We start from the raw sequence: 12,410 nt of genomic DNA on the forward strand, positions 1-12,410 counted from the left end.
TTTTGAGTACGTTAACGCTTGTTTTAACAGCAGTAGGCTCCGTGCTGCTACTGCTGTTTTTGGTCATGAAGGCCCGTATGCACGCCTTCGTGGCTTTGATGGTGGTCTCTATTGGTGCAGGTCTCTTTTCCGGCATGCCGCTCGACAAAATCGCTGCGACCATGGAAAAAGGGATGGGAGGCACGCTGGGCTTCCTGGCGATTGTGGTCGCGCTTGGCGCGATGTTTGGCAAAATCCTGCATGAAACCGGCGCGGTCGATCAGATCGCCGTCAAGATGCTGAAATCTTTCGGTCACAGCCGGGCGCATTACGCCATCGGTCTGGCCGGTCTGATTTGCGCCCTGCCGCTGTTTTTTGAAGTGGCGGTAGTGCTGCTGATTAGCGTGGCGTTTTCGATGGCGCGCCACACCGGCACCAACCTTGTGAAGCTTGTTATTCCGCTGTTTGCCGGTGTCGCCGCCGCCGCCGCGTTCCTGCTGCCTGGCCCCGCGCCGATGCTGCTGGCCTCGCAGATGCACGCTGATTTTGGCTGGATGATCCTCATCGGCCTGTGCGCGGCAATCCCGGGCATGCTCATTGCCGGTCCGCTGTGGGGTAACTTTATCAGCCGTTACGTTGAGTTGCACATTCCTGACGAGATCACCGAGCCGCATCTGGGCGAAAACAAAATGCCCTCCTTCGGCTTTAGCCTCGCCCTGATCCTGCTGCCGCTGGTGCTGGTCGGGCTCAAAACCATCGCCGCGCGCTTTGTGCCGGAAGGCTCTACCGCCTACGAATGGTTTGAGTTTATCGGTCACCCGTTCACGGCGATCCTGGTGGCCTGTCTGGTGGCGATTTATGGTCTGGCAATGCGCCAGGGCATGGCGAAAGACCGCGTGATGGAGATCTGCGGTGCAGCGCTGCAACCGGCGGGTATTATTCTGCTGGTGATCGGTGCGGGTGGGGTGTTCAAGCAGGTGCTGGTGGATTCCGGCGTTGGCCCGGCGTTAGGTGGGGCGCTTACCGGTATGGGTCTGCCGATTGCGGTGACCTGCTTCGTGCTGGCTGCGGCGGTGCGTATCATTCAGGGCTCCGCTACCGTGGCCTGTTTGACCGCCGTCGGGCTGGTGATGCCGGTGATTGAACAGCTGAACTACTCCGGCGCGCAGATGGCGGCGCTCTCTATCTGTATCGCGGGGGGATCTATTGTGGTCTCTCATGTGAACGACGCGGGATTCTGGTTGTTCGGTAAATTTACCGGGGCGACGGAAGCGCAGACGCTGAAGACCTGGACGATGATGGAAACTATCCTCGGGACGACCGGGGCGATTGTCGGGATGATTGCGTTTACGTTGTTGAGCTAGCGGCTACCGTAAACCGTAGGCCGGGTAAGGCGTAGCCGCCACCCGGCTTTTTTGTGCGTGCAGGAAACGTAGGCCGGGTAAGGCATAGCCGCTACCCGGCGGTGAACATGTGGCAATGGTGGTGGTTCCGTTCACTTTACGTTCAAAGCTTCTCTGGGGCGCCAGAACCCGTGAACGTGTCAGGGGGGCTCGCCGCCGCCCCCCTGACCACCCCGGCTCCCGGCCAGGAAAATCGCCGCTTCGCGGTGCCCTCAGCTTATTCCTTCCGGCTATCGGGTCGGGGGCGATCCTACATCCCTGTAGGTCGCCCCCTCTCGGCGCGTCCCTGCGCCTCGCCCCGGCCTCCCGTCAACGCTTCGGCGATTTTCAGCCGGACCAGGGAGCCGCTGCGGGTGTTGTGCTTATCTGAATACTTTCGCCGCTGGAGATTTAATTTCGGGTTATGTGGGCAGGGATGTAGGCCGGGTAAGGCGTAGCCGCCACCCGGCTTTTTTGTGCGTGCAGGAGAACATGCGGCTCCGTTGGCGGTTCCGTTCACTTTACGTTCAATGCTTCTCTGGGGCGCCAGAACCCGTGAACGTGTCAGGGGGGCTCGCCGCCGCCCCCCTGACCACCCCGGCTCCCGGCCAGGAAAATCGCCGCTTCGCGGTGCCCTCAGCTTATTCCTTCCGGCTATCGGGTCGGGGGCGATCCTACATCCCTGTAGGTCGCCCCCTCTCGGCGCATCCCTGCGCCTCGCCCCGGCCTCCCGTCAACGCTTCGGCGATTTTCAGCCGGAACAGGGAGCCGCTGCGGGTGTTGTGCTTATCTGACTACTTTTGCCGCTGGAGATTTAATTTCGGGTTATGCGAGCAGCCTTCCAGAGCCTCGCTTGATACACCCTCAGCAAAGCGGTATCTTCTCGCCACGCCTGCAAAATCGGGCGTCAGGGTTGGTCCCCTGTTATTCTCATCCGTGATAAAGCTCGTTTTTATCGCGCAGCCCGTTACACCTCAATGGTGGGCTGGACGGTGGCACCGCAAGGTGCGCCGGTAGCTGATGAGGCCGGTAGGACCAACTCCGTTCAGTCCATCACCAGTAAGGTTGGTCCCTTCTGTGGTGGTCAAATTAACTCATCAGAGGCTGTCTTATGACTACTACCCTTAGCTTTTCTCACTCTTTATTCACCACACCCTTCGATCACAACACGGATTTCACTGCGCTGGCGGATAACTGTGCGCGCTTTGTTGATGTACTGGCCGAGTGCGACGATCCGGCGCAAAAGATGGCGCTGTGCGGGCGGCTTTCAGCTTGTCTTGCTCTGCTTCAGCCAACCCTGCTTGAACCTGTACCCGAGCATTTAAAAGCGAGCCTGACGGTGGATGACTTGCCGCTGGACGTGCCGGTCTTTGAGCCGGAAGCAGATCAGCTTGGGCGTTACTGCCAGCTATTAACACAGCTACTTCTCAGTCAATCCCTGTCAAAAAGTGATGAAAGAGTGGCAGGAGATTTACTCCAGGAACTGGTCAGTTTTTATAGCGATACGCTAAAAGCACCGCGCTGGCTGCGCACAGATGAAGGTGTCGTGCTGCTGTAAAACGCCGGGTGGCGCTTGTGCTTACCCGGCCTACATTTCTTAACGCGATGGCCAAATTACAGGAAAGTAAAAAAGCTACAGCGGCACCCAGGTCCGGCTGAAAATCGCTGAGTCGTTTCCCCCAGGCCGGGGCGAGGCGCATGGACGCGCCGAGAGGGCATAGCCTGCATGGATGCAGGCTGGTGCCCGACCCGATAGCCGGAGGGAAAAAGACGAAGACAAAATTGCCGGGAGCAATTTTGGACAGCGCTTGCGCTGGCCCCGAAGGGGTGAGCCCCAGAGATGGGGCGAACAATCCGCGAAGCGGCGATTTTCTTGCCGGTAGCCCGGGTTGCCAGGGTGGTGGCGACTGAGCCACCCTGGCACGTTCACCGGCGCGGGTGTAACAGAGAAGTACTGGCAGTAAAGTGAACGGAACTACCACCCCCGCCGCATATTCTCACCCCATCACCCCATAAACCCTCACCCCTTCATCCACGCCCGAATCCCATCCAGGAACATCTGTGTCGCCATCATCACCAGAATCAGCCCCATCAGCCGCTCCAGCGCATTTACCCCTTTCTCCCCCAGCAGGCGCAAAAACAGCGACGACTGCAGCAGAATGATGAACGTTCCGCCCCAGGCAATCAGCAGGGCAATCACCAGATGGCTCATCTGGTTCGGATACTGATGCGACAGCAGCATCAGCGTCGCCAGGATGGTCGGCCCGGCGACCAGCGGGATCGCCAGCGGCACAATAAACGGCTCTTCACCCGCAGGCAGGCCGCTGCTGTTGCCTTCGGTGCTCGGGAAAATCATTTTGATGGCAATCAGGAACAGAATGATCCCGCCGGAAATGGAGACCGTTTCAGCGCGTAAGTTCAGGAATGCGAGAATTTTCTCGCCGGCAAACAGGAAGATAAACATCACCAGCAGAGCGATGAGCAGCTCGCGGATCATGATGGCCCGACGGCGCTTCGGCTCGGTGTGCTTCAACACCGACATGAAAATAGGCAAGTTTCCGAGTGGATCCATAATTAGGATCAATAAAACAGCTGCGGAAATGATTTCACTCATCGTAAATTATCCCTGATACTTGTATGGTTTCCCCGATGATTAGCTCTTTTTCTGATAGCCGGGCAATCATCGATTAATTTCGCTTGCGACTTTGGCAGCATTTTGTAATGTGAAGCATATCCCAGTTCAATACTGGCTTGCACAAACAGCACACACCCTCTGCAGGAAAAAAATGCTATGAAAAACGTTGGTTTTATCGGCTGGCGCGGTATGGTCGGCTCTGTACTCATGCAACGCATGGTTGAAGAGCGCGATTTCGACGCTATCCGTCCGGTCTTCTTCTCCACTTCCCAGCTCGGCCAGGCTGCACCGTCCTTTGGGGGTACCACAGGCACATTGCAGGATGCTTACGATCTGGAAGCGTTGAAGGCGCTGGATATTATTGTCACCTGCCAGGGCGGCGATTATACCAACGAAATTTATCCAAAGCTTCGTGAAAGCGGCTGGCAGGGCTACTGGATTGACGCGGCCTCTTCGCTGCGCATGAAAGACGACGCCATCATTATTCTTGACCCGGTTAACCAGGATGTCATTACCGACGGCCTGAACAAGGGCGTGAAGACCTTCGTGGGCGGCAACTGCACCGTCAGCCTGATGCTGATGTCGCTGGGTGGCCTGTTTGCTCAGGATCTGGTGGAGTGGGTCTCTGTGGCGACCTACCAGGCGGCCTCCGGCGGCGGCGCGCGCCATATGCGCGAACTGCTGACCCAGATGGGCCAACTGCACCACAGTGTTGCTGATGAGCTGGCAAACCCGGCGTCCGCTATCCTCGATATCGAACGCAGAGTGACTCAGCTGACCCGCAGCGGCGAGCTGCCGGTGGATAACTTCGGCGTACCGCTGGCCGGTGGCCTGATCCCGTGGATCGACAAACAGCTGGATAACGGCCAGACCCGCGAAGAGTGGAAAGGCCAGGCTGAGACCAACAAAATCCTGCGTACCGCTTCCGCGATCCCGGTTGATGGCCTGTGCGTGCGCATCGGTGCACTGCGCTGCCACAGCCAGGCATTCACCATTAAACTGAAAAAAGATGTGTCTATCCCAACCGTGGAAGAACTGCTCGCATCACACAATGCGTGGGCGAAAGTGGTGCCAAACGACCGCGACATCACCATGCGCGAACTGACCCCTGCGGCCGTCACCGGCACATTATCTACCCCGGTAGGCCGTCTGCGTAAACTAAATATGGGGCCGGAGTACCTCTCCGCCTTTACCGTCGGCGACCAGCTGTTGTGGGGTGCTGCCGAACCGCTGCGCAGAATGCTGCGCCAGCTCGCGTAATAAATACTTAATACTAAGGGGTGATTTATCACCCCTTTTTTTGCGTACTACATGGAGTAAACGCCAAATGGTCCATAATTTTTCAGGAGTCATATAAAGCGTTGGCTATGCTTTATGCGGGATGTCACATATTCCGCCTGGAGGTTGAACGGAACAGAGAGGATGCACAATGTGCGGTTCCGTTCAGGTCACATCAAGGTCGTACCCGGCGCGCGAAAGGGGCGGCAACTAAAAAAACAGGATGAATACCATGTCCGTTCGTATTGATAGAGACGTGATTAATGCGCTTATTACGGGTCACTTTGCGGATCCGTTTTCTGTACTTGGCATGCACCGCACTGATGCCGGCCTGGAAGTCCGGGCACTGTTACCTGACGCAACGGAAGTGTGGGTGATTGAACCTAAAACCGGCCGCAAGGTCGGGAAACTCGAATGTCTCGATTCACGCGGCTTTTTCGCTGGCGTGATGGCCCGCCGTAAAAATTTCTTCCGCTACCAGCTCGCTGTGATCTGGCATGGACAACAGAATCTGATCGACGATCCCTATCGCTTTGGTCCGCTGTTGCAGGAGATGGATGCCTGGCTACTGTCTGAAGGTACGCACCTGCGTCCTTATGAAACGCTTGGCGCCCATGCCGACACCATGGATGGCGTCACCGGCACCCGTTTTACCGTCTGGGCGCCGAATGCCCAGCGTGTCTCCGTGGTGGGGCAGTTCAACTACTGGGATGGCCGTCGCCATCCGATGCGTCTGCGGCGTGAAACCGGCATCTGGGAGCTATTTATCCCCGGAGCCCTGAACGGCCAGCTCTACAAATATGAGCTGATCGATGCGCAGGGCAAGCTGCGCATCAAGGCTGACCCGTATGCCTTCGAAGCGCAGATGCGCCCGGAAACGGCGTCACTCATTTGCGGCCTGCCGGAGAAAGTCGTCCAGAGCGAAGAGCGTATCCGGGCGAACCAGTTCGATATGCCGATCTCTATTTACGAAGTCCATCTTGGCTCCTGGCGTCGTCATACCGACAACAATTTCTGGCTTAGCTACCGGGAGCTGGCCGACCAGCTGATCCCCTATGTGAAGTGGATGGGCTTTACCCATCTGGAGCTGCTGCCCATTAACGAGCATCCGTTTGATGGCAGCTGGGGCTACCAGCCAACCGGGATGTATGCCCCGACCCGCCGTTTCGGCACCCGCGACGACTTCCGCTATTTTATCAACGCCGCGCACGCCGCCGGGCTGAACGTGATCCTCGACTGGGTGCCAGGCCACTTCCCGTCCGATGATTTTGGCCTCGCGCAATTTGACGGCACCAGCCTGTATGAGCACAGCGACCCGCGGGAAGGCTATCACCAGGACTGGAATACCCTGATCTATAACTATGGCCGTCGGGAAGTGACCAACTACCTGGTGGGCAACGCCCTCTACTGGATCGAGCGTTTCGGCATTGATGCCCTGCGCGTGGACGCCGTCGCCTCGATGATCTACCGCGACTACAGCCGCAAAGAGGGCGAGTGGATCCCGAACGAGTTCGGCGGACGTGAAAACCTGGAAGCGATTGAGTTTCTGCGCAGCACCAACCGCATTCTTGGCGAACAGGCGCCAGGGGCGGTAACGATGGCTGAAGAGTCCACTGACTTCCCGGGCGTCTCCCGTCCGCCGTCAATGGGCGGGCTGGGCTTCTGGTACAAGTGGAACCTGGGCTGGATGCATGACACCCTGGATTACATGAAGCTGGATCCGGTGCATCGTCAGTATCATCACGACAAACTGACCTTCGGCATGCTCTATAACGGCACCGAGAACTTTGTCCTGCCGCTCTCCCACGATGAAGTGGTGCACGGCAAAAAATCGATTCTCGACCGTATGCCAGGAGACGCGTGGCAGAAATTTGCCAATCTGCGCGCTTACTACGGCTGGATGTTCGCCTTCCCGGGGAAAAAGCTGCTGTTTATGGGCAACGAGTTCGCCCAGGGCCGCGAGTGGAACCACGATGCGAGCCTCGACTGGCATCTGCTGGAAGGGGGCGACAACTGGCACCACGGCGTTCAGCGCCTGGTGCGCGACCTCAACCATACCTACCGTCACCACAAAGCCCTGCACGAACTCGACTTTGATGATTACGGCTTTGAGTGGCTGGTGGTAGATGACCACGAGCGCTCGGTGCTGATCTTTGTCCGTCGCGACAAGGCGGGTAACGAAATTATCGTCGCCAGTAACTTCACCCCGGTGACGCGCCATCACTACCGTTTCGGCATCAATCAGCCAGGCAAATGGCGTGAAGTGCTGAATACCGACTCCATGCACTATCACGGCAGCAACGCGGGTAACGGGGGGCTGGTACAGAGCGATGAGCAGGAGAGCCACGGTCGTCCACAATCTCTGAGCATTACGTTGCCGCCGCTAGCCACTATCTGGCTGGTCCGGGAGGGGGAATGACGCAACTCGCCGCAGGTAAACCCGCTCCGCTCGGCGCATGCTATGACGGAAAAGGAGTGAATTTCACTCTCTTTTCCGCCCACGCTGATCGGGTTGAACTCTGCGTGTTTGACGGCAAAGGCATTGAACATCGGTACGATATGGTGGCGCGCAGCGGCGATATCTGGCATGGCTATCTGGAACATGCCCGCCCCGGCATGCGCTATGGCTTTCGGGTTTATGGCCCGTGGGATCCAGCAAAGGGGCTGCGCTTTAACCCGGCAAAACTGCTGCTTGATCCGCGCGCGTATCAGGTCGAAGGCACGCTGAATGATGATCCCCTGCTGCACAGCGGCAAAGATACCCCGGATCACCGTGACAGCGCGGCCGTTGCGCCAAAAAGCGTCGTGGTCAGCGATCACTACGACTGGGAAGAGGACGCCCCGCCCAACATACCGTGGGGCAAAACGGTTATCTATGAAGCCCATGTCAAAGGGCTGACCTGGCTGCACCCTGACCTCCCCGAAGATATCCGCGGCACCTACAAAGCGCTCAGCCACCCGGTGATGATTGCTTATTTTAAGCACCTCGGCATCACTGCGCTGGAATTATTGCCGGTGGCCCATTTCGCCAGCGAGCCGCGCCTGCAACGCCTCGGTCTCAGTAACTACTGGGGCTATAACCCAATGGCGATGTTCGCCCTTGAACCGCGCTATGCCTCGCATCCCGACCGGGCAAGAGATGAGTTTCGTGACGCGGTGAAGGCGCTGCACGAAGCGGGTATCGAGGTCATTCTGGATATCGTCCTCAATCACAGCGCCGAGCTGGATCTTGAGGGGCCGACGTTCTCCCTGCGCGGAATTGATAACCCTAGCTATTATTGGTTAAGAGAGGATGGTGATTATCACAACTGGACCGGTTGCGGTAACACTCTCAATCTCAGCCATCCGGCAGTGACAGACTATGCGTATGCCTGCCTGAAGTACTGGGTTGAAACCTTCCATGTCGACGGTTTTCGTTTTGATCTTGCGTCGGTGATGGGACGCACGCCGGAATTCAGCCAGCAGTCGCCGCTGTTTGAGGCGATAAAAAACTGCCCGCTGCTCTCAGGTGTGAAGCTGATTGCAGAACCCTGGGATATCGGCCCGGGCGGCTACCAGGTGGGAAATTTCCCGCCGCCGTTTGCGGAGTGGAACGATCACTATCGTGATGCGGCGCGCCGCTTCTGGTTGGCGCGCGATCTCTCTTTGGGAACATTTGCCGGACGTTTCGCCGCTTCCAGCGATCTGTTTAAACGCAACGGGCGCTTGCCTTCCGCGTCGATCAACCTGTTGACGGCGCACGACGGTTTCACCTTGCGCGACTGCGTTTGTTTCAATCAGAAACACAATGAAGCAAACGGTGAAGAGAACCGTGACGGCACCTCCAGTAACCACAGTTTTAACCATGGCGTTGAAGGGTTAAGTGGCAATCTGGATGTGATCGAGCGGCGCCGCGCCAGCGTGCATGCGCTGCTGACGACGCTTTTACTGTCACAGGGTACGCCGATGCTGCTGGCGGGCGATGAACATGGCCACAGTCAGCACGGCAACAACAATGCTTATTGCCAGGATAACGCGTTAACCTGGCTTGACTGGCAGCAGGCAAACGAGGGACTCGTCGCCTTTACTGCCGCGTTGGTCCATCTGCGTAAGCAGCTCCCGGCGCTCACCGAGGATCGGTGGTGGGAAGAGGGCGACGGCAACGTTCGCTGGTTAAATAAAATGGCGCAACCGTTAGGTGCGCACGAGTGGCAGAACGGTGTGCCGCGCCTGCAAATCCTGCTTTCGGATTGCTGGCTCATCACCCTCAATGCCACAGATGAGGTCGCAGAAATTATTTTACCTGAAGGGGAGTGGCGGGCTATCCCCCCATTTGCCGGAGAGGATAATCCGGTCGTTATGACTGTCTGGCATGGGCCTGCGCACGGTGTATGTGTATTCCAGAGATGATAATAAAAGGAGTTGATCATGGTTAGGTTAGATAAGAACGACCCTCTAATGTTGGCGCGTCAGCTGCCATTGAAGTCTGTTGCCCTGATTCTTGCTGGCGGCCGCGGTACCCGATTAAAAGATTTAACGATCAAGCGCGCCAAACCCGCCGTCCACTTCGGCGGTAAATTCCGTATTATCGATTTTGCTCTGTCCAATTGCCTCAACTCAGGCATTCGCCGTATTGGCGTCATTACCCAGTATCAGTCACACACTCTGGTGCAGCACATTCAGCGCGGCTGGTCGTTCTTCAGTGAGGAGATGAACGAGTTTGTCGATCTGTTGCCTGCCCAACAGCGCGTACATGGCGAAAACTGGTACCGCGGCACCGCCGATGCGGTCACGCAGAACCTCGATATCATCCGCCGTTATAACGCCGAGTATGTGGTGATCCTTGCCGGGGACCATATCTACAAGCAGGACTACTCGCGCATGCTTATCGACCATGTCGAAAAAGGGGCGCGCTGCACCGTAGCCTGTTTGCCGGTGCCCGTTGCCGAGGCGACGGCGTTTGGCGTCATGGCGGTGGACGAAAACGACAAGGTGATCGATTTCGTGGAAAAACCGGCAAACCCACCTTCAATGCCGGGCGATGACACTAAAGCGCTTGCCAGCATGGGTATCTATGTCTTTGATGCAGATTACCTTTACCAGCTGCTGGAAGAGGACGACAAGGATGAAAAATCCAGCCACGACTTCGGCAAAGACATCATCCCGAAAATCACCAAATCTGGCATGGCCTATGCACATCCTTTCCCGCTCTCCTGCGTGCAGTCCGATCCGAATTCAGAACCGTACTGGCGCGATGTAGGAACCCTGGAGGCGTACTGGAAGGCTAACCTCGATCTGGCCTCTGTCACGCCGGAACTGGATATGTACGACCATAACTGGCCGATTCGTACTCATATGGAGTCTCTGCCGCCGGCAAAATTTGTCCAGGACCGTTCGGGCAGCCACGGCATGACCCTGAACTCGCTGGTTTCCGGCGGGTGCATTATCTCCGGCTCGGTGGTGGTGCAGTCGGTGTTGTTCCCGCGCGTGCGGGTGAACTCCTTCTGCAATATTGATTCATCAGTGCTGTTACCCGACGTCTGGGTGGGCCGCTCGTGCCGCCTGCGTCGTTGCGTTATCGACCGTGCCTGCGTGATTCCGGAAGGCATGGTAATTGGAGAAAATGCGGAAGAGGACGCGCGCCGTTTCTACCGCTCAGAAGAAGGTATCGTGCTGGTTACGCGTGAAATGCTGCGTAAACTGCAGATCAAACAGGAGCGATGATGCAGGTTTTACACGTTTGTTCTGAAATGTTCCCGTTGCTCAAAACCGGCGGGTTGGCGGATGTGATAGGGGCGTTACCGGCGGCGCAAATTGCAGGTGGGGTTGATACCCGCGTGCTGTTACCCGCTTTTCCAGATATTCGTCGCGGCGTGCCTGACGCGCAGATCGTCAGCCGCCGCGAGACCTTTGCCGGGCGCATCACATTACTGTTTGGCCATTACAACGGCGTGGGCATCTACCTGATTGACGCGCCGCATCTTTATGACCGCCCAGGGAGCCCGTACCACGACACTAACCTGTTTGCCTATACCGATAACGTGCTGCGTTTCGCGCTGCTCGGCTGGGTAGGGGCGGAGATGGCCTGTGGGCTGGATCCGTTCTGGCGTCCGGACGTGGTGCATGCCCACGACTGGCACGCCGGGTTAGCGCCAGCCTATCTGGCGGCACGCGGCCATCCGGCGAAGTCGGTCTTTACCGTGCATAACCTGGCATACCAGGGCATGTATTTCGCCAAACATATGGATGACATCGATTTGCCATGGTCATTCTTTAATATGCACGGGCTGGAGTTTAAGGGGCAGATCTCCTTCCTCAAGGCCGGGCTTTACTACGCCGATCACATTACCGCCGTCAGTCCAACCTACGCGCGGGAGATCACCGAAGCGCAGTTTGGCTATGGGATGGAGGGGCTGCTCAGCCAGCGCCATCGCGAAGGCCGACTGTCGGGCATTCTCAACGGCGTGGATGAAAAAATCTGGAGTCCGGAAACCGATCTGCTGCTGGGCGCGCGCTATAACCGCGACTCCGTGGAAGATAAGGCCGAGAACAAACGTCAGCTGCAGGTTGCCATGGGACTGAAGGTCAACGACAAGGTGCCGCTGTTTGCGGTGGTAAGCCGTCTGACCAGCCAGAAAGGACTCGATCTCGTGCTCGAGGCGCTGCCGGGCCTGCTGGAGCAGGGCGGACAACTGGCGCTGCTGGGGGCGGGCGATCCGGTACTGCAGGAGGGCTTCCTCGCCGCCGCCGCCGAACATCCGGGACAGGTGGGTGTGCAGATTGGCTATCACGAAGCGTTTTCGCACCGCATCATGGCGGGCGCAGACGTTATTCTGGTGCCGAGCCGTTTTGAGCCCTGCGGCTTAACCCAGCTGTATGGTCTGAAGTACGGCACACTGCCACTGGTGCGGCGTACTGGCGGGCTGGCGGATACCGTATCCGACACCTCGCTGGAGAATCTGGCGGATGGGATCGCCACCGGATTTGTCTTTGAAGACAGTAATGCCTGGTCGCTGTTACGCGCGATTCGTCGTGCTTTCGTGTTGTGGTCACGTCCTTCTTTATGGCGTTTTGTTCAACGTCAGGCGATGGCCATGGATTTTAGCTGGCAAGTTGCGGCGCAGTCCTACCGCGATCTTTATCAACGCTTGATGTAA

At 57.5% G+C, this 12,410-nt stretch carries 8 protein-coding genes; 7 read left to right on the forward strand and 1 reads right to left on the reverse strand.

The window, feature by feature from the left end; all coding sequences use genetic code 11:
- Positions 1 to 2: 2 nt before the first annotated feature.
- Positions 3 to 1,343 (forward strand): gluconate transporter, encoded by a 1,341-nt coding sequence (gene gntU, locus ACOKCT_RS19695; RefSeq protein WP_103177340.1) that lies wholly within the window; start codon positions 3 to 5, stop codon positions 1,341 to 1,343.
- Between the two features lie 1,129 nt (positions 1,344 to 2,472).
- Positions 2,473 to 2,919: a hypothetical protein gene (locus tag ACOKCT_RS19700; protein WP_103177339.1), complete on the forward strand. Its 447-nt coding sequence runs from the start codon at positions 2,473 to 2,475 to the stop codon at positions 2,917 to 2,919.
- Positions 2,920 to 3,381: 462 nt separating this feature from the next.
- Here ACOKCT_RS19700 and yhgN read toward each other — a convergent pair whose 3' ends face one another.
- Positions 3,382 to 3,975: an NAAT family transporter YhgN gene (yhgN, locus tag ACOKCT_RS19705; RefSeq protein WP_103177338.1), complete on the reverse strand. Its 594-nt coding sequence runs from the start codon at positions 3,973 to 3,975 to the stop codon at positions 3,382 to 3,384.
- Between the two features lie 177 nt (positions 3,976 to 4,152).
- Between yhgN and asd the strand changes: the two genes are divergently transcribed.
- The 5 genes from asd (at position 4,153) to glgA (ending at position 12,410) form a co-directional block, all read left to right on the forward strand.
- The gene (asd, locus tag ACOKCT_RS19710; protein ID WP_103177337.1) at positions 4,153 to 5,256 is read left to right on the forward strand and encodes an aspartate-semialdehyde dehydrogenase; all 1,104 of its coding nucleotides are present in this window, start codon (positions 4,153 to 4,155) and stop codon (positions 5,254 to 5,256) included.
- Positions 5,257 to 5,506: 250 nt separating this feature from the next.
- The gene (glgB, locus tag ACOKCT_RS19715) at positions 5,507 to 7,693 is read left to right on the forward strand and encodes a 1,4-alpha-glucan branching enzyme (RefSeq protein WP_156655311.1); all 2,187 of its coding nucleotides are present in this window, start codon (positions 5,507 to 5,509) and stop codon (positions 7,691 to 7,693) included.
- Positions 7,690 to 9,663, forward strand: coding sequence for a glycogen debranching protein GlgX (glgX, locus tag ACOKCT_RS19720; RefSeq protein ID WP_159340213.1), 1,974 nt, complete (start codon positions 7,690 to 7,692; stop codon positions 9,661 to 9,663). The genes glgB and glgX overlap by 4 nt, the downstream gene beginning before the upstream one ends.
- Positions 9,664 to 9,681: 18 nt before the next feature.
- Positions 9,682 to 10,977, forward strand: a complete 1,296-nt coding sequence (glgC, locus tag ACOKCT_RS19725; protein ID WP_103177334.1) for a glucose-1-phosphate adenylyltransferase — start codon at positions 9,682 to 9,684, stop codon at positions 10,975 to 10,977.
- Complete coding sequence (gene glgA, locus ACOKCT_RS19730) at positions 10,977 to 12,410, forward strand: glycogen synthase GlgA (RefSeq protein ID WP_103177333.1); 1,434 nt, start codon at positions 10,977 to 10,979, stop codon at positions 12,408 to 12,410. The genes glgC and glgA overlap by 1 nt, the downstream gene beginning before the upstream one ends.

The sequence above is a fragment of the Leclercia sp. M-A074-M genome, assembly GCF_965195605.1.
GTDB lineage: Bacteria > Pseudomonadota > Gammaproteobacteria > Enterobacterales > Enterobacteriaceae > Enterobacter.